Annotated in this window: 16 protein-coding genes; 6 read left to right on the forward strand and 10 right to left on the reverse strand. The window is 74.1% G+C overall.

Going from position 1 to position 16,811, the window contains the following annotated elements:
- Window positions 1–723: a lipoyl(octanoyl) transferase LipB gene (gene lipB / locus WHI96_RS08210; protein WP_208822353.1), complete on the forward strand. Its 723-nt coding sequence runs from the start codon at window positions 1–3 to the stop codon at window positions 721–723.
- Between the two features lie 17 nt (window positions 724–740).
- On the opposite strand, the gene WHI96_RS08215 is transcribed toward lipB, so the two are convergent.
- Window positions 741–1,673, reverse strand: a complete 933-nt coding sequence (locus WHI96_RS08215; RefSeq protein ID WP_345652666.1) for an LLM class F420-dependent oxidoreductase — start codon at window positions 1,671–1,673, stop codon at window positions 741–743.
- Window positions 1,674–1,759: 86 nt separating this feature from the next.
- Here WHI96_RS08215 and WHI96_RS08220 point away from each other — a divergent pair, with 86 nt between their 5' ends.
- Genes WHI96_RS08220 through WHI96_RS08230 form a run of 3 tightly spaced genes read left to right on the forward strand, consistent with a single transcriptional unit; the run spans window position 1,760 to window position 4,464 of the window.
- On the forward strand, window positions 1,760–2,680 hold the full coding sequence (locus WHI96_RS08220; protein WP_345652663.1) for an SDR family NAD(P)-dependent oxidoreductase: 921 nt from the start codon (window positions 1,760–1,762) through the stop codon (window positions 2,678–2,680).
- Window positions 2,677–3,681 (forward strand): lipoyl synthase, encoded by a 1,005-nt coding sequence (gene lipA / locus WHI96_RS08225; RefSeq protein ID WP_345652660.1) that lies wholly within the window; start codon window positions 2,677–2,679, stop codon window positions 3,679–3,681. The genes WHI96_RS08220 and lipA overlap by 4 nt, the downstream gene beginning before the upstream one ends.
- 45 nt (window positions 3,682–3,726) lie before the next feature.
- The gene (locus WHI96_RS08230; RefSeq protein ID WP_345652657.1) at window positions 3,727–4,464 is read left to right on the forward strand and encodes a DUF4191 domain-containing protein; all 738 of its coding nucleotides are present in this window, start codon (window positions 3,727–3,729) and stop codon (window positions 4,462–4,464) included.
- 130 nt (window positions 4,465–4,594) lie between these two features.
- Here WHI96_RS08230 and WHI96_RS08235 read toward each other — a convergent pair whose 3' ends face one another.
- Window positions 4,595–5,551: a hypothetical protein gene (locus WHI96_RS08235; protein ID WP_345652655.1), complete on the reverse strand. Its 957-nt coding sequence runs from the start codon at window positions 5,549–5,551 to the stop codon at window positions 4,595–4,597.
- 174 nt (window positions 5,552–5,725) lie between these two features.
- A complete protein-coding gene (locus WHI96_RS08240) occupies window positions 5,726–6,196 on the reverse strand; it encodes an RDD family protein (protein ID WP_345652652.1) in 471 nt (156 codons plus the stop codon).
- 184 nt (window positions 6,197–6,380) lie between these two features.
- Here WHI96_RS08240 and glnA point away from each other — a divergent pair, with 184 nt between their 5' ends.
- On the forward strand, window positions 6,381–7,802 hold the full coding sequence (gene glnA / locus WHI96_RS08245) for a type I glutamate--ammonia ligase (protein ID WP_345652649.1): 1,422 nt from the start codon (window positions 6,381–6,383) through the stop codon (window positions 7,800–7,802).
- 127 nt (window positions 7,803–7,929) lie between these two features.
- Here glnA and WHI96_RS27825 read toward each other — a convergent pair whose 3' ends face one another.
- The 6 genes from WHI96_RS27825 to WHI96_RS08285 form a co-directional block, all read right to left on the reverse strand.
- A complete protein-coding gene (locus WHI96_RS27825; RefSeq protein WP_425571709.1) occupies window positions 7,930–8,871 on the reverse strand; it encodes a cold-shock protein in 942 nt (313 codons plus the stop codon).
- Between the two features lie 249 nt (window positions 8,872–9,120).
- On the reverse strand, window positions 9,121–9,402 hold the full coding sequence (locus WHI96_RS08265) for a GlsB/YeaQ/YmgE family stress response membrane protein (RefSeq protein WP_345652646.1): 282 nt from the start codon (window positions 9,400–9,402) through the stop codon (window positions 9,121–9,123).
- A gap of 747 nt (window positions 9,403–10,149) precedes the next feature.
- Window positions 10,150–10,584: a GlcG/HbpS family heme-binding protein gene (locus tag WHI96_RS08270; protein WP_062395992.1), complete on the reverse strand. Its 435-nt coding sequence runs from the start codon at window positions 10,582–10,584 to the stop codon at window positions 10,150–10,152.
- 68 nt (window positions 10,585–10,652) lie between these two features.
- Window positions 10,653–11,075 (reverse strand): nitroreductase/quinone reductase family protein, encoded by a 423-nt coding sequence (locus tag WHI96_RS08275; protein WP_345652642.1) that lies wholly within the window; start codon window positions 11,073–11,075, stop codon window positions 10,653–10,655.
- A gap of 12 nt (window positions 11,076–11,087) precedes the next feature.
- A complete protein-coding gene (locus WHI96_RS08280; RefSeq protein ID WP_345652640.1) occupies window positions 11,088–11,801 on the reverse strand; it encodes a M50 family metallopeptidase in 714 nt (237 codons plus the stop codon).
- A 27-nt stretch (window positions 11,802–11,828) separates the two neighbouring features.
- Window positions 11,829–12,722: a TIGR03619 family F420-dependent LLM class oxidoreductase gene (locus WHI96_RS08285; protein WP_345652636.1), complete on the reverse strand. Its 894-nt coding sequence runs from the start codon at window positions 12,720–12,722 to the stop codon at window positions 11,829–11,831.
- Between the two features lie 37 nt (window positions 12,723–12,759).
- Here WHI96_RS08285 and WHI96_RS08290 point away from each other — a divergent pair, with 37 nt between their 5' ends.
- The gene (locus WHI96_RS08290; protein WP_345652634.1) at window positions 12,760–13,725 is read left to right on the forward strand and encodes a MerR family transcriptional regulator; all 966 of its coding nucleotides are present in this window, start codon (window positions 12,760–12,762) and stop codon (window positions 13,723–13,725) included.
- On the opposite strand, the gene WHI96_RS08295 is transcribed toward WHI96_RS08290, so the two are convergent.
- The gene (locus tag WHI96_RS08295; RefSeq protein WP_345652631.1) at window positions 13,704–16,739 is read right to left on the reverse strand and encodes a bifunctional [glutamine synthetase] adenylyltransferase/[glutamine synthetase]-adenylyl-L-tyrosine phosphorylase; all 3,036 of its coding nucleotides are present in this window, start codon (window positions 16,737–16,739) and stop codon (window positions 13,704–13,706) included. The two genes, WHI96_RS08290 and WHI96_RS08295, sit on opposite strands and share 22 nt — an antisense overlap.
- Window positions 16,740–16,811: the final 72 nt, after the last annotated feature.

Raw genomic sequence — 16,811 nt, forward strand, 5'->3', positions numbered from 1 at the left:
ATGCCCGCACCGCACCTGTCCTGCCGCGCCGGAACCGACGACGTCCGGGTCGACCGGCTGGGGCGCGTCGAGTACCAGGCGGCGTGGGACACCCAGAAGGCGCACGCCGAGGCCCGCAAGAACGGCGGGCCGGACGTGCTGATGCTGCTGGAGCACCCGCCGGTCTACACCGCGGGGCGGCGCACCCGGCCGGAGGACCGGCCCACCGACGGCACCCCGGTCGTCGACGTCGACCGCGGCGGGCGCATCACCTGGCACGGGCCGGGACAGCTCGTCGGCTACCCGATCGTCGCCCTCGGCGAGCCGATGGACGTCGTCGACTACGTCCGCCGCCTGGAGGAGGCCCTCATCCGGGTCTGCCACGACCTCGGCGTGACGAGCGCGGGCCGGGTCGAGGGCCGATCGGGCGTCTGGCTGCCCGCGCAGGGCTTCACCCCGGAGCGGAAGGTCGCCGCGATCGGTGTGCGGATCGCCGGCGGGGTCACCCAGCACGGCTTCGCGATCAACTGCGACGCCGACCTGGGCGACTTCGGGAAGATCGTGCCGTGCGGGATCGCCGACGCCGGCGTCACCACCCTGACCGCGGAGCTGGACCGGGAGGTGACCGTCGACGAGGTCGCCGGCCCGGCGGCCGCCGCCGTGCTGGACGCGCTCGACGGCCGGCTGCCGGTGGCCGAGCACCCGGTCGTCCGCCAGGTCGACCTGATGTCCGGCCTGGGCTGATCCCCCGGCCCGGTGCCTCAGGCGAGCTGGGGCACCACCGTCGCGGCGAAGTCCTCGACGTGGGCGAGGTCGGACAGGTCGAGGACCTGCAGGTAGACCCGGGTCGTGCCGGTGACCTCGGCCCAGCGGCCGAGCCGGTCGACGATCTCGCCGGGGGTGCCGGCGAGGCTGCTCGCGCGGACCTCGGCGGCGTCGCGGCCCACCGCGGCCGCACGGCGGTCGACCTCGGCGTCGTCGGAGCCCAGGCACAGCATCTGCGCCACCGAGTACGTGAGCGAGCCCGGGTCGCGCCCGGCGGCGGTGCACGCGTCGCGGACCCGGCCGAACTGCGCGGCGACGGCCTCGGGCTGCTGGAACGGCACGTTGAACTCGGTCGCGAACCGGGCGGCCAGCGCCGGGGTCTTCCTCCTCCCCATCCCCCCGACGATCACCGGCGGCGCGTCCTGCACCGGGCGCGGCAGCGCCGGGGAGTCGGTGACGGTGTAGTGCCGTCCCTGGTGGGTGAAGCGCCCCCCGAGCGGGGTCGCCCACAGTCCGGTGAGGATCTCCAGCTGCTCGGTGAGGATCTCGAAGCGCTCGGCCAGCGGCGGGAACGGGATGCCCAGCGCGCGGTGCTCGGCCTCGAACCAGCCCGAGCCGAGCCCGACCTCGATGCGGCCGCCGGACATCTCGTCGGCCTGCGCGACGGCGACGGCGAGCGGCCCGGGCAGCCGGAACGTCGCGCTGGTGACCAGGGTGCCGAGCCGGATGCGCTCGGTCTCGCGGCCGAGCGCGGCGAGGGTCACCCAGGCGTCGGTCGGGCCGGGGAGGCCGCTGCCGTCGCCCATCGCGACCCAGTGGTCGGAGCGGAAGAACGCGTCGTAGCCGGCGTCCTGGGTGGTGCGGGCGACCCGCAGGAGGTCGGTGTAGCGGGCGCCCTGCTGGGGCTCGGTGAAGATCCGGAAGTCCACGGGTCGCGACGCTAGCCGCCCCGGCCCGGGCGCGCCGCCCGACCACCGGGGGCGGCCGTGGGGGCCCCGGTCGCTACCGTCGCGTCGTGCACCCGCTCCCCGACCAGACCGGCCGGACCGTCGTCGTCACCGGCACGACCTCCGGGCTCGGTCTCGCGCTGTCCACCGCGTTGGCCGGGGCCGGGGCGCGGGTGCTGATGACCGCCCGCGACGTGGCCCGCGGCCGCGCCGCGGTGCGCGGGGCCGGTGGTGAGCTGGTGCTGCTCGACCTCGCCGACCTCGGCTCGGTGCGGGCCGCGGCGGCGGAGATCCGGGAGCGCACCGGGGACCGGGTGGACGTGCTCGTCAACAACGCGGGCGTCGCGATGGGGCCGCGGGCGGACACCGCTGACGGCTTCGAGCTGCAGATCGGCACCAACCACCTCGGGCCGGCCGCACTGACCTGGCTGCTGATGCCCGCGCTGCGGGCCGCCGGCGACCCGGAGCGGCCCTCGCGGGTCGTCACGACGTCCAGCCTCGGCCACCGCACCGGCCGGCTCGACCCCGACGACCTGGGGTGGCGGCGCCGGCGCTGGTCCCCGAACGCGGCCTACGGCGCGTCGAAGCTGGCGAGCCTGCTGTTCGCCGCGGAGCTGGACCGGCGGCTGCGGCTGTCCGGGGACCCGGTGCTCTCGGTCGCCGCGCACCCGGGGATGACCGAGTCGTCGCTGCTCGCGAACTCCTTCCGGCGGGGCGCGACGCTGCAGGCGCGGCTGTTCGCCCCGTGGGAGCGGTGGCTCACCTCGCCGGTGTCCGAGGGCGTCGGGCCGCAGCTCGCCGCGGCGACGGGGCCGGTCCACGGCGGCGACTACCTGGGCCCCACCGGGCTCGGGGAGGCCCGCGGCCCGGCCGGTCCGGCGCGGCGCTCGGCGGCCGCGCAGGACCCGGTGCTCGCGGGCCGGTTGTGGCAGGTCACGGCCGCCGCGACCGGCATCACACCGGACCCCGGGCGTACGCTGGCGCCGTGACCATCGCACCCGAAGGCCGCAAGCTCCTCCGCCTCGAGGTCCGCAACAGCGAGACCCCGATCGAGCGCAAGCCGTCCTGGATCCGGACCCGCGCCAAGACCGGTCCGCAGTACACCGAGCTGAAGGGTCTCGTCCGGTCGGGCGGCCTGCACACGGTGTGCGAGGAGGCCGGTTGCCCCAACATCTACGAGTGCTGGGAGGACCGGGAGGCGACGTTCCTCATCGGCGGGGAGCAGTGCACCCGTCGCTGCGACTTCTGCCAGATCGACACCGGCAAGCCGGCCGACCTGGACGCCGACGAGCCGCGCCGGGTGGCGGAGTCGGTGCAGCAGATGGGGCTGCGCTACTCCACCGTCACCGGCGTCGCCCGCGACGACCTCGACGACGGCGGCTCCTGGCTCTACGCCGAGACCGTCCGCAAGATCCACGAGCTGAACCCCGGCACCGGCGTCGAGCTGCTCGCCCCGGACTTCAACTCGATCGACGACCAGCTGACCCCGGTCTTCGAGTCCCGGCCCGAGGTGTTCGCGCACAACCTCGAGACCGTCCCGCGGATCTTCAAGCGGATCCGCCCGGCGTTCCGCTACGACCGGTCGCTGGAGGTCATCACCAAGGCCCGCGAGTTCGGTCTGGTCACCAAGTCGAACCTGATCCTCGGCATGGGCGAGACCCCCGACGAGGTCGTCTCCGCGCTGCAGGACCTGCACGACGCGGGCTGCGAGATCATCACGATCACCCAGTACCTGCGCCCGACCAAGCGCCACCACCCGGTGGAGCGCTGGGTCAAGCCCGAGGAGTTCGTCGAGCACTCGACGGCCGCCGAGCAGATCGGTTTCGCCGGTGTGATGGCCGGGCCGCTGGTGCGCTCGTCCTACCGGGCCGGCCGGCTCTACGCCCAGACCGTGGCCCACCGCGGCGAGGAGCTCTCCCCCGCCCTGGCGCACCTGGCCGACTCCGGCCCGGCCGCCCAGGAGGCCAGCTCCCTGCTGGCGCGCAGCTGAGACCTCCTCGCACCGTCGATCACCGGTCGGAAGTAGGCTGGTCACATGCCCGGCAAGCCCCGTAAGCCCTCGCCCGAAGAGAAGAAGGCGCTCAAGGCCCAGAAGAAGGCCGCGTCGAAGCAGCGCCGCCAGCAGATCTGGCAGGCGTTCCAGATGCAGCGCAAGGAGGACTCCAAGCTCCTCCCGATCATGATCGGCGTGTTCGTCGGGTCGATCGCGGTCGTCACGCTCATCGGGTGGCTGCTGGGCCTGGTCTGGTTCTTCCTGCCCTTCGGCATCCTGATCGGCGCGCTGGCGGCGTTCAGCATCTTCGGCCGCCGCGTCCAGAAGTCGATCTACCTGAAGGCCGACGGGCAGCCGGGCGCGGCGGGCTGGGCGCTGGACAACATGCGCGGGCAGTGGCGGATCACCCAGGGCATCGCGGGCACCACCCACCTCGACGCGGTGCACCGGGTCATCGGGCGGCCCGGGATCATCTTCGTCGCCGAGGGGGCCCCGCACCGGGTGAAGACCCTGCTCGCACAGGAGAAGAAGCGCACCGCGCGGGTCGCCGGCAGCACCCCGATCTACGACGTGATCGTGGGCAACGAAGAGGGCCAGATCCCGCTCAAGGGGCTGCAGCGCCACCTCATGAAGCTGCCCCGCAACATATCCGCCGCGGAGATGGACTCCCTGGAGGGCAAGCTCAACGCCCTCGGCAGCCGCTCGGCCGCGATGCCCAAGGGGCCGATGCCCCAGGGCGCGAAGATGCGCAGCATCCAGCGCACCGTGCGCCGCCGCTGACCCCTCCCCGTCCTCGCCCCGCCCCCCTGTGGGCACTCATGGAGCTTCGGATCGGTGCCACCGGTCTCTTGCTCCATGAGTGCCGTCCGGGTCGGGACCGACGGGGCGGATGTGAGTCGAGGGGACAGTGTCAGGGTCGCCAGAGTTCGGCGGTGACCGCCGGCGAGGGCGTCGCCGCGGCGCGTGCGTGGGCATCGGCGAGCTCGGCGACGACGGCGCGCGGCGCGGTCCGCAACCGCCCGGCGAGGGTCGGCAGCAGCACCACACCCGCCCGGGGCAGGTCGACCTGCTTCTGGACGTCACGGGTGAACGCCTCGGGCCCGAGGTGGAACCCGCGGGACTGGATCTCCCAGGCCAGTCCGACGGCGTCCCAGTAGGCGTCCACGACGCCCAGCAGCCGGCCCGTCCCGTCGCGCAGCGCGACGTTCCAGCGCGGCGCGGGCAGCGGCGACCGCCGCACGACCTCCCGCGCCCAGGCCTCCGCGGCGGACCGCGTCCCGTCGGCGACCTCGAGGAACGCGGCCCGCGCCCGCGCGGTGTACGGCCGCCGCGGCTCGTCCAGCTCGGTCGCGAGGTCGGCCACCGTGCACACCCCGCGCTGGACGGCGTCGGCGACCATGGCGCGGACGGCGTCGGCGTCGGTGTGGCGTGCCGCCGCGTCGACCAGGCACCGCGCGGGCGGCGCCACCGGCGCACCGCGCACACCGACCGGCTCCGGCGGTCGGTCGGTCCGCATGACCAGGGCGAAGTCCCGACTGGAGACCCTCCGCTGCGCCGGGATGAGGACGGCGATGCGCCGCTCGTCGGGCAGCCGCACCACCCCGTGCTCCCGCGCCCCCGCGACACCGGTCAGCATCGCGCCCTCGCCGGCGTGCAGCAGCACCGCGCGCCGGTACTGCGCGGGGGTGGTCCGGTGCCCGTCGAGCTGCACGATCCCGATCAGGAGCTTCTTCCACGGACCGCCGGGCCGGCAACGGGCGTCGACGGTCGCCTTGGAGATGCCGAGCGCGAGCAGCTCCGACCGGGTCGCCACGGCCTGCGGGAACAGGTCGGCGAGCATCGGGGCGCGGGCGAGCGAGCGGGGCACAACTCGACGGTGCCGCACCGCAACCCGGTTGCGACCACGAAGTCCGGCTCTGTGGACAACCTCCCCCACCGCTCGCGCGGGCGCACTCATGGAGCGAAAGCCCGGTGCCACGAGGCTTTAGCTCCATGAGTGCGCATCCGGGGCGGGACGGAGCAGCGAGGCGAGGCGCGAGGGTCAGGCGCGCAGCACCCGCACGACGATCGTGCGGCTCGCCCGGTCGTGCCAGCCGCGGCCGTCGGGGTCGCGCAGGAACGGCGGCAGCACCACCGCGATCATCGCCGTGCGCAGCACCGCGCGCGGCACGCCGACATGGCCGGCCATGTCGGTGCGCGCGACCCGCATGCCGAGGGCCAGGTGCCCGGGCGCGGTCCCCAGCACCGCGACCGTCAGCGCGGTGATGACGAACCAGGTCCCGAGAACCCACCAGCTGAACTCCGGCGTGCCGAGCGCGTCGACCCCGGTGACCAGCAGCACCAGCAGGTAGGCCAGGAACCAGTCGATGCAGATCCCGGCGACCCGGCGGCCGAACCCGGCGACGGAGTAGTGACCGGTGGCCGGCAGCCCGAACCGCTCGCCGGGATGTCCGGCCGGGGCGGAGCCTCCGGCGGATGAACCGGGGAGCCAGGACTCGATCCAACGGGCCATGCTCTCTAGCGTAGGCGCCGTAGCCGCACGACCGAGCGGGACCGGACCGGAGACCGGATGACGAGCGTGACCGATGTCGCGGTCGGGTCAGTTAACGTCGGTGAAACAGGTGAGTGATGGGTGAGCAACACGCCACTCCTACCGTCACCCACGATCTCCACCAGCGAATGAAGGAGCCCAGAGAGTGTTCAGCAACGCCGAAGAGGTACTCAAGTACATCTCGGACGAGAAGGTCGAGTACGTCGACATCAGGTTCTGCGACCTGCCCGGCGTCATGCAGCACCTCACCGTCCCCGCCAAGACGGCCGGCGACCTCCTGGAGAACGGTGCCGCCTTCGACGGCTCCTCCGTCCGCGGTTTCCAGGCGATCAACGAGTCCGACATGGCGCTGCACCCGGACACGACGACCGCTCGTGTCGACCCGTTCCGCAAGCACAAGACGCTGAACATCAACTTCTTCGTGCACGACCCGATCACCGGTGAGCCCTACTCCCGGGACCCGCGGAACGTCGCCCGCAAGGCCCAGGAGTACCTGGCGGCGTCCGGCATCGCCGACACCGCCTACATGGCGCCCGAGGCGGAGTTCTACGTCTTCGACTCGATCCGGTTCGGCACCGACCCGCACCAGGCCTACCACCACATCGACTCCGCGGAGGGCTGGTGGAACACCGGCCGCGAGGAGGTCGGGGGCAACCTGGGCTACAAGGTCAACTACAAGGGCGGCTACTTCCCCGTCCCGCCGGTCGACCACTACGCCGACCTGCGCGCCGACATCGTCACCGCGATGCAGGCGTCGGGCTTCGAGGTGGAGCGCGAGCACCACGAGGTCGGCACCGCCGGCCAGGCCGAGATCAACTACAAGTTCGACACGCTGCTGCGTGCGGCCGACGACGTCATGCTCTTCAAGTACCTGGTGAAGAACGTCGCGTGGCAGAACGGCAAGACCGCCACCTTCATGCCGAAGCCGCTGTTCGGCGACAACGGCTCGGGCATGCACGTGCACTCGTCGCTGTGGAAGGACGGCCAGCCGCTCTTCCACGACGAGTCCGGCTACGGCGGCCTGTCCGACACCGCCCGCTACTACATCGGCGGCCTGCTGCACCACGCGCCGTCGCTGCTGGCGTTCACCAACCCGACGGTGAACTCCTACCACCGCCTGGTCCCGGGCTTCGAGGCGCCGGTCAACCTGGTCTACTCCGCCCGCAACCGCTCCGCCTGCATCCGGATCCCGCTGACCGGTGACAGCCCGAAGGCCAAGCGCGTCGAGTTCCGCTGCCCCGACTCGTCCGGCAACCCGTACCTCGCCTTCTCGGCGATCCTGATGGCCGGCCTCGACGGCATCAAGAACAAGATCGAGCCGCCGGCGCCGATCGACAAGGACCTCTACGAGCTCCCGCCGGAGGAGGCCAAGGACATCGCGCAGGTCCCGGCCTCGCTCGGTGCGGTCATCGACAAGCTGGAGCAGGACCACGACTACCTGCTCGAGGGTGGCGTGTTCACCCCGGACCTGATCGAGACCTGGATCTCCTACAAGCGGGAGAACGAGATCGACCCGCTGCGGCTGCGTCCGCACCCGTACGAGTTCGCGCTGTACTACGACGTCTGATCGAGGCGTCCCGCTGACCGTCCGGGCAGCGGAACGACGGCGGTCGACCCTGCAGGATGCCTCCGGCACCTGTCGGGTCGGCCGCCGTCCCTCGTTCCGGGCCCGGCCCGGAATCCGGGCCGTCGCGTCAGAGGCGTTCGACGCGGTCGGCCTGCGGACCCCGGTCGCTCTGACGCACCGCGTAGCGGACGCGGTCCCCCTTCTGCAGCGGCTCCGACCCCGCGATCACCGACACGTGGACGAAGAGGTCGTCGCCGCCGGCGTCCGGGGCGATGAAACCGAAGCCGCGGTCCCCGTCGTAGCGCACGACGACGCCCTCACCTCCGCGTGCGGGCACGTCGCGCGACGCCGGCCCCGCGGCCGCGGCGGGTGCCGACCGCTTCGGCGCCGGGGGCTCGCCGCTGCGGACCAGGTGCACGTCACGGGCCTGCGGGCCCCGGTCCCCCTCGGTCACCTCGAAGTCGACGCGGTCGCCCTCCACGAGCCACGTCAGCCCCTCGGCCAGGGCCCGGGCGTGGACGAAGACGTCCTCGGCGCCGGAGTCGGGGGTGATGAAGCCGAAGCCCTTGTCCTCGTCGTACCAGGCCACCGTGCCGTCGGCGTCGTCCGCGGTGCCGTCGGTGGCGGGCGGCCCGGCCCCCGCTCCCAGCGGGATCACGTGTCCGGCCTGCGGGCCACGCTCGCCCTCGACGACCAGGAAGGCCACCCGCTGTCCCTCGGTGACCACTCCGCCGGTCACGATGGCGGAGCTGTGCACGAAGATGTCGGCGCCACCGCCGTCCGGGGTCGCGAAGCCGTACCCCTTCCCCGGCTCGTACCAGTTGACGGTGCCGAGCAGGCCCACGGCGCTGTCGGCCGCCTCGGCCGTGACGCGCACCCGCAGCGCCTGGGGTCCGCGGTCGTTCTCGCCGACCTCGAACTCGACGACCTGCCCCTCGCGGAGCACCGGCGCGCCGCCGCCCCCGACGATCTCGGAGGCGTGCACGAACACGTCCGGCGAGCCGTCCTCGGGTGCGAGGAAGCCGAAGCCCCGTTCGGCGTCGAACCAACGGACGGTTCCTTGCGGCATCGAGAGCTCCAGATCGGGAGGGCGGGTACTGGGCCCAGTCTCCCCGACGGACCTCGCGCTCCGACGGGCCGGGGCCACGGGCCGGCGGTGCGGGGCGGGCAGGCCGTCCGGTACGTGGGGTACTCACCGCCGTGGGGGACGTGGGGCAGCGCGCCCGGGCCGCCGATCCGGGGGCGGCCGCGCACGACAGCGCCGCCCCGTCCGGAGGGACGGGGCGGCGCTGTGGTCTCGGAGGGGACTACCGCTGCGTCAGCGGCCGACCTTCCTGCGCCCGGTGATGGCGTTGTAGATGACCAGGACGATGATCGCACCGATCACCGAACCGATGATGCCGCCGAACGAGAAGCTCATGAACTGCCCGGTGCCACCACCGGAGATCAGCGACCAGAGCAGGCCACCGACGAGCGAACCGACGATACCGAGGACGATCGTGGGCAGGATGCCCATCTTGTCGTTACCCGGAACGATGGCGCGGGCGAGGAAGCCGGCGATGAGACCGACGACGATGGCGATGAGAATGGTCCAGAGCATGGGGATGTCTCCTCTGTGCGGCGTGTGGACGAGCAGCAGCCCGGGGTACCGGACCAAGCTGACACCGAGTGACCCGTGGGACTCGTAACGAAACGTCCCCAGTGGTCACCGTTCGGACGCGATCGGGAGACGGGAGAACATCGTCCCGGCCCGACTGCTCCGACCGGCACCTGGAGGAGCGTCCGCCCGGCAGCCGACGTGCGGCCGACCGGACCACACGGCCCTCGGTGTCGGGTACAGCGCCGACGACGCTAACCACCGTCGGCGACCGGAACACCGTGGAAACCCCCGGACCCCCCATCCGGTGCCGACAGTTCCCACGGTCGGGGTCCTCCCGGATGCGCGGGGACACGGATCGGGAACGGAACGGCCACGGCGTCCGGGGGTGACACCCGCTCACGGTCGGGTCCGTCCGGAGCATCCCCCACGCGGAATCGGTGCAGAGATCATTTCGAGCACCGCGTCTGCGGATCCGTTGACACGGACGGGTCGCGGCTGCTTGACTCGGGGCTACCGTGTTCCAGGTCACACGGAGTGAGAGCCACACCGGCCCGGCCACTCCGCTCGGTGACACCGCCCGGGTGTCCAAGGAACGGCACCGGCCACGCGCGACCGTCTGCGTCACCCTGCGCCTCCGGCGCGACCACGAACGTGCACGATCCTTCCTCGGCGGCAGGATCGTGTCCCCTCCGCGCCCCCGGGCTGACCTCGTCGCCCGGGGGTGCGGCACATTCCGGGGCGGCGGGCCTACTCGGCGCCGGTGACCGCGACCAGACCGGCGGCCTCGATGCCTGCGAGGGCGGCGGCCTCGTCGTTGAGCGACGCGTCGCCGGTCACCCCGACGGCGCCGAGCAGCGTGCCGGCCGCGTCCTTCACGAAGACCCCGCCGGGTACGGAGAGGATCTTGCCGCCGGCGAGGTTCGCCACCGAGGTGAAGAACTCCGGCGAGTCCGCGGCGCGGGCGGCGATCGCACGGTTGGTCATGCCGAGGGCGAGCACACCGCTGGCCTTGGCGACGGCGAGGTCGGGACGCAGGAAGCCCGAGCCGTCCTGGCGGGCCAGGGCGACGATCGCACCGCCCGGGTCGAGCACCGCGACCGTGAGCGGGTTGAAGCCCTGCTCGGTGCCGTGGGCCAGGGCAGCGGCGGCGATGGTCTGGGCCTGCTCGAGGGAGATCGTCATACGCCGAACCCTGCCATCACAGCGCCCCGCACGCCCGCCCCGGCCTACGCACCGGGCAGGGCGACGGGTCAGCGCCGGGTGAGACCCACCAACGGGATCCTCCGGTCGGTCTTGCGCTCGTAGTCGGCGAAGCCGCCGTTGTTCTCCTTGATCCAGGTCCAGACGCGGTCGCGGTCGGCGTCGTCGAGCTCGCTCGCGTGCACCGGGACGGTCTCGACCCCGCCCTCACCGTCGGCGATCTCGGCGGTGACGTCCGGGTTCGCCATCAGGTTGTGGAACCAGGCGGGGTGGCGCGGGGCACCCGCCGCGGAGGCGACGACGACCCAGCGGTCACCGTCGGCGAACCAGCGCAGCGGCGCGATCCGCTCGGCGCCGCTCTTCGCGCCGACGTGGTGGACCAGGATCATCGGCAGGCCGGTGAACGGCTCGCCGACCCGGCCGTCGTTCTCGTGGAACTCGCGGATCACCCTGGTGTTGAAGTCCTCTGCCATGACCCCATGCTGTCAGGCCGGTGCCCCGCCGGGGGCGAACACGACCCAGCAGGCGGCGAGCGTCGCGGCGAACGCGACGAGGACGAACAGCGCCGCCCACGCCCCGCCGCCGAGCGGGGTGAGCTCGGCGAGCCGGTCCGCGTCGGAGTGGCGCAGCCTGCCCCCGCGACGACCCCGGCGCAGCTCCAGGCAGGCCTTCACCCCGCCGAACAGCAGGAACCAGGTGAGCGCGGCGGCGAACCCGGTCCGCAGGTCGGCCGGCGCGCGCAGCGCGACGAGCACGAGCACCGCCCCGGTCGCGACGACGGCCAGCCCGCCGTAGAGGTTGCGGATCTGCAGCAGCGTCGCCGCGAGCAGCACCACCGCGATCCACAGCATCGCCTGCGCCTCGTCCGCCGCGACCAGCACCGCACCGCCGAGGCCGAGCAGCGGCGGGAAGACGTAGCCGGCGAAGAACATCGCGACCACGCCGGGCCCGCGCCCGGCGCCGGTGGAGTGCGTGACCCCGGAGGAGTCGGCGTGCAGCCGGATCCCCGCCAGGCCCCGCCCGACCAGCACCGCGACGAGTGCGTGCCCGCCCTCGTGGGCGATCGTGACCGCGGTGCGCGTCAGCCGCCAGGTCGGCCGCCACGCCACGACCGCCAGGGCCAGCAGCGCGGCCAGCAGCGACGCCGGCCGGGCCGCGACGAGCTCGTACCCGCGGGTGATCACGTCGAGGTCTGCCACGGACCCCAGTGAACCAGCGGGGTCCGGTCACCCCGCGCCGAGGATCTCCTCGACCGCCTCCAGCGCCGAGTCGGTGTCGTCCGCCAGGTACATGAGGTCGACGAAGGTGTGGTCGACGTCGGTGTCGGCGGCGGCCCGGCGCACCAGCGCGGCCGCGTCGGCCGCGGTCTCCCCCGGCTTCGGGTTGACCCGCAGCACCGCGCCGATCGCGTCGGCGGGGCGGCCCGCCTCGGCCGCGGCGGCGCGCAGGTCCGCCCAGGGCGCGGAGACCGCGGCGTCGAGGTCGGTGACGTCGGAGGTGACGACCGGCAGGAACCCGTCGGCCCGTTCTGCGATCCGCCGGCGCGCCCGGGGGCTGAACCCGCCCAGGTAGACCGGCACGTGCTGCGGGCGGGCGTGCACGTACGACGGTGCGACGCTCGCGAACCGGCCGGTGAACTCGACCGGGTCGTCGTGCCACCAGGCGTCGAACAGGTCGAGGGTCTCGTCGAGCCGGGCGCCGCGCTCGCCCATCGGGACGCCGACGGCGTCGTACTCCTCGGGCGACCAGCCGATCCCGAGGCCGAGCAGCAGCCGCCCGCCGGACAGGTTGTCGATCGTCGCCGCCTGCCGGGCCAGCAGCGCCGCCGGGTACCAGGGCGCGTTGAGCGTGCTGGTACCGAGCTGCACGCGCCCGGTGACGGCGGCCGCCGCGGTCAGTAGCGCCAGCGGGTCGTGCGCGGCGGTGAACTGCTCGGGCACGCTGCCCGGGCCGCCGGGTCCGCCGCCGTAGCCGACCGTCGGGTCGACGGCGACCAGCAGCCGGTCGCCCGTCCACAGGCTCGCCGCGCCGCGCTCCTCGGCGCCCGCCGCGAACCGCATCGTCCCGTCCACGTGGGCCGCGGCCGCACCGAACTGCGGGATCCCGAAACCGATTCGCACTTGACCTCCAGCCGCTGGAACACCCGACGCTGTACCCGTGACCGCACCGCGTACCGATGATCACCCTGTCACGCTGACGATCGGGCAGCTCGCCCGGCGCAGCGAGGTCCCCGTCCGCACGATCCGCTTCTGGTCGGACGAGGGGTTGGTCCCCGCCGACCGCGACGGCGCGGGCCACCGGGTCTACGGGCCGGCCGCGGTCGCACAGCTCGACCTCGTGCGCACCCTGCGCGAGCTCGGCCTGGGCCTGGACGACGTGCGCGCCGTGCTGTCCCGCCGACGGGGGGTCGGCGAGATCGCGGCGGCACACGTCCGGGCCCTGGACGACCGGATCCGGGAGCTGCGGGTGCAGCGCGCGGTGTGCGCGCTGCTGGCCCGCAACGGAGCCGGTGACACCCCACCCGACGAACGGAGCGTGACCCTGATGAACGACCTCGCCCGGCTGTCCGCGGCCCAGCGGCAGCACCTGATCGACGATTTCGTGACCGAGACCTTCGCCGGCATCGACGACGACGCGCCCGGCGCCGGCATCGCCACCGGCATGCGGTCGATGCCCGCCGAGCTCCCCGACGACCCGAGCCCCGAGCAGGTGGGTGCCTGGGTGGAGCTGGCCGAGCTCGTCGCCGACCCCGCGTTCCGGGCCCGGTGCCGGGAGATGGCCGTCGCCGGTGCCACCGCCCCCGAGCACCGGGAGCGGCTGGCCGACCCGGCCGCGGTGGCCGAGCACGCCGGGGCCGCGCTCGCCGCGGGCGTCGACCCGGCGAGCCCGGAGGCGGCCCGGGTCCTCGCCCGCATCCCCGGCGTCGACGGGCAGGACGCGGCGGCCCGCGCCCGGGCCGCGGACAGCGTCGAGCTGTTCGCCGACCGCCGCGTCGAGCGCTACTGGACGCTGCTCGGGGTGCTCAACGGGTGGCCGGCCCGGGAGCCCACGATCCCGGCGTTCGAGTGGTTCGCCGCGGCGCTGCGCGCCGCACCGGCCGGTCAGTCCTCGGACCAGCCGTAGAACACCCGCTCGACGACCGCGCGGGCCCGCCGCGTGACGCGCTTGTAGTCGTCGAGGAACTCCCCCGGGTCGCCGCCCGCCGGGTATCCGAGCGCGACGGCGACGGCGGCCAGCTCCCGCCCCGAACGCGGGAGCTGGTCGCCGGGCTTGCCCTTGACCAGCATGATCGCGTTGCGGGCCGCGGTCGCGGTGCGCCAGCCCTCCTCCAGCTCGGCGGCGTCCCCGGCGCTGATCAGCCCGGCCTGGGCGGCCTCGTGCAGCCCGTGCAACGTCGACGGGGTGCGCAGCTCGGGGACGTCGCCCGCGTGCTGGAGCTGCAGCAGCTGCACCGTCCACTCGACGTCGGCCAGCCCGCCCAGGCCGAGCTTGGTGTGGGTGGTGCGGTCCGCGCCGCGGGGCAGGCGCTCGGCGTCGACCCGGGCCTTGATCCGGCGGATCTCCGACACCGAGGCCGCCGACACGCCGTCGGCCGGGTAGCGGATCGGGTCGACCAGCGCGGTGAACTCGCGGCCCAGCGTCCGGTCCCCCGCGATCGGGCGGGCCCGCAGCAGCGCCTGGGCCTCCCACACCTCGCCCCAGCGCGCGTAGTACTCCCGGTAGGAGGCCAGGGTGCGCACCATCGGCCCGGACCGGCCCTCCGGGCGCAGGTCCGCGTCGACCGGCAGCGCCGGATCCGGGCTGGGTGAGCCGAGCAGCCGCCGCACCCGTTCCACGACACGCGTCGCCCACCGCACCGCGGTGTGGTCGTCGACGCCCTCGGCGGGCCTGCACACGAACATGACGTCGGCGTCGCTGCCGTAGCTGGACTCGCCACCGCCGAGGCGGCCCATCCCGATCACCGACAGGACGGCCGGGCGCTCGGACTCCGCGCGCAGCACCGCGTCCAGGGTCGCGGCCAGCACCGCCTCGTTCACCGAGTTCAGCGCCGTGCACACCGCGTCGACGGGCAGCAGGCCGAGCAGGTCGGCGCAGGCGATCCGCAGCATCTCGTGCCGGCGGTAGGACCGCGCCGACGCCACCGCGGCCTCCGGCGTGCTCTGCCGGGCGACGGTGGTGCGCAGCGCCATCGACACCTCGGCCGGGTCCCGCGTCAGCTCCGGGCTCTGCACCCCCGAGGAGGTGGCGAGCATCCGCAGCACCTCCGGCGCGCGGGCCAGCAGGTCCGGGACCAGCGCCGACGTACCGAGCAGCGTCATCAGCCGCTGCGCGACCGCGCCCTCGTCGCGCAGCAGCCGCAGGTACCAGGGAGTGTCGGCGAGCGCCTCGGACACCCGCCGGTAGGCGAGCAGGCCGCGGTCGGGGTCGGGGCTGCGCGACAGCGAGTCCAGCAGCACCGGCAGCAGGGCCCGCTGGATCGACGCGGCCCGCGACACCCCGCCGGTGAGCGCCCGCAGGTGCCCGAGCGCCCCCTCCGGCGACGCCCAGCCCAGCGCCTTCATCCGTGCCTTCGCCGCCTCCGGGGACAGCACGGCGTCGGCGCCGTCGGCGGCCAGCCGGGACACCGCCGACAGCAGCGGCCGGTAGAACAGCTTCTCGTGCAGCCGGGTGACGCGGCGCGCGTTGCGCTGCCACTCGTCGACCAGCACCCCGACGACGTCGCGGCGCCCGTCCGGGCGGATCCGCGCGGCCCGGGCCAGCCAGCGCAGCCCGTCGGTGTCGTCGGCGGCCGGGAGCAGGTGGGTGCGGCGCAGCTTCTGCAGCTGCAGCCGGTGCTCCAGCAGACGCAGGAACCGGTAGGACGCGGCGAGGTTGGCGCCGTCGTCGCGGCCGACGTAACCGCTCTCCGACAGCGCGGCCAGCGCGACCAGGGTGTTGCCCGAGTGCAGGGAGTCGTCGCCCCGGCCGTGCACCAGCTGCAGCAGCTGGACGGCGAACTCGACGTCGCGCAGCCCACCACGGCCGAGCTTCAGCTCGCGTTCACGCTGCTCGGAGGGGATGTTCTCGATGACCCGGGCGCGCATGGCCTGCACGTCACTGACGAAGTCGTCGCGGGTGCAGGCCTGCCACACCATCGGGTCGAGGGCGTCGATGTAGAGGCGGCCCAGCACCGGGTCCCCGGCGATCGGACGGGCCTTGAGCAGCGCCTGGAACTCCCAGGTCTTCGCCCACCGCTTGTAGTAGGACACGTGCCCGTCCAGGGTCCGCACCAGCGCACCCTGACGACCCTCGGGGCGCAGGTTCGCGTCGACCTCGAAGCAGGCCTCCCCCGCGATGCGCATGACCCGCGACGCGAGCTTCGTCGCGGCCTGGGTGAGCTCCCCGCCGGGCTCGGCGACGAAGACGACGTCGACGTCGGAGACGTAGTTGAGCTCCCGCCCGCCGCACTTCCCGAGACCGATGATCGCGAGCCGCAGCTCCTCGGGCGGGTCCTGCTCGGCCGCGGCCACCGCCAGCGACGCCGACAGCGCGGCCTCGGCGAGGTCGGCGAGCTGGGCGGCGACGTCGTCGACCTCCATCACCGGCAGCCCCGGGTCCCCGACGGCGGCCAGGTCGGCCGAGGCGAGGCCGAGCAGCTCGTCGCGGTAGGCCGTGCGCAGCGCGGCGACGGCCTCGGCGCCGGTCAACGACGCCCGCGCACCCCCGGCCGTCCCCGGCGGCGGCGCGGCCGGGTCGGCCCCGACCGCGCGCAGCAGGTTCGCGGTGCGCCGGGCCAGGTCCGGCGGTGGGTCACCGCGCTCGGCGGTGTCGGCCAGCAGCGGCCAGCGGTCCGGGTGGCCGACGAGGTGGTCGCCCAGCGCCGTCGACGACCCCAGGGTCGCGAACAGCCGCCCCCGCAGCCCGCGGTCGGTGCGCAGCGCCCGGTCGATCGCGGGCCACGGGGCGGTCTGCGCCAGCCGCTCGACCGCGCGCAGCGCGAGGGACTGGTCGGGGCTGCGGGCCAGCGCCCACATGATCTCCTCGCAGCCGGGCGTCGGCCGGTCGGTCGCCCACCAGCCCAGACCGCGCAGGGTCGTGGCCGCGTCCTCACCGGTGAGGCCGAGCCGGGCGAGCGAGGTCCCCGTGCGACGGTCCATGACCGGTGATCCTGCCCCATCGCGGGCCGGCCTTCCCTCAGGGGCGCTCAGCGGTCAGGGCCGGGGGGATGC

The sequence above is a fragment of the Pseudonocardia tropica genome, assembly GCF_040105315.1.
GTDB lineage: Bacteria > Actinomycetota > Actinomycetes > Mycobacteriales > Pseudonocardiaceae > Pseudonocardia > Pseudonocardia alni.

What these genes read in the sequence shown, in the direction of transcription:
- WHI96_RS08265 (WP_345652646.1), bottom strand. Translation starts at nt 9,402, where the DNA reads ATGCTCTGGACCATTCTCATCGCCATCGTCGTCGGTCTCATCGCCGGC.
- WHI96_RS08240 (WP_345652652.1), bottom strand. Translation starts at nt 6,196, where the DNA reads ATGGCCCGTTGGATCGAGTCCTGGCTCCCCGGTTCATCCGCCGGAGGC.
- WHI96_RS08270 (WP_062395992.1), bottom strand. Translation starts at nt 10,584, where the DNA reads ATGACGATCTCCCTCGAGCAGGCCCAGACCATCGCCGCCGCTGCCCTG.
- WHI96_RS08295 (WP_345652631.1), bottom strand. Translation starts at nt 16,739, where the DNA reads ATGGACCGTCGCACGGGGACCTCGCTCGCCCGGCTCGGCCTCACCGGT.
- WHI96_RS08275 (WP_345652642.1), bottom strand. Translation starts at nt 11,075, where the DNA reads ATGGCAGAGGACTTCAACACCAGGGTGATCCGCGAGTTCCACGAGAAC.
- lipB (WP_208822353.1), top strand. Translation starts at nt 1, where the DNA reads ATGCCCGCACCGCACCTGTCCTGCCGCGCCGGAACCGACGACGTCCGG.
- WHI96_RS27825 (WP_425571709.1), bottom strand. Translation starts at nt 8,871, where the DNA reads ATGCCGCAAGGAACCGTCCGTTGGTTCGACGCCGAACGGGGCTTCGGC.
- WHI96_RS08230 (WP_345652657.1), top strand. Translation starts at nt 3,727, where the DNA reads ATGCCCGGCAAGCCCCGTAAGCCCTCGCCCGAAGAGAAGAAGGCGCTC.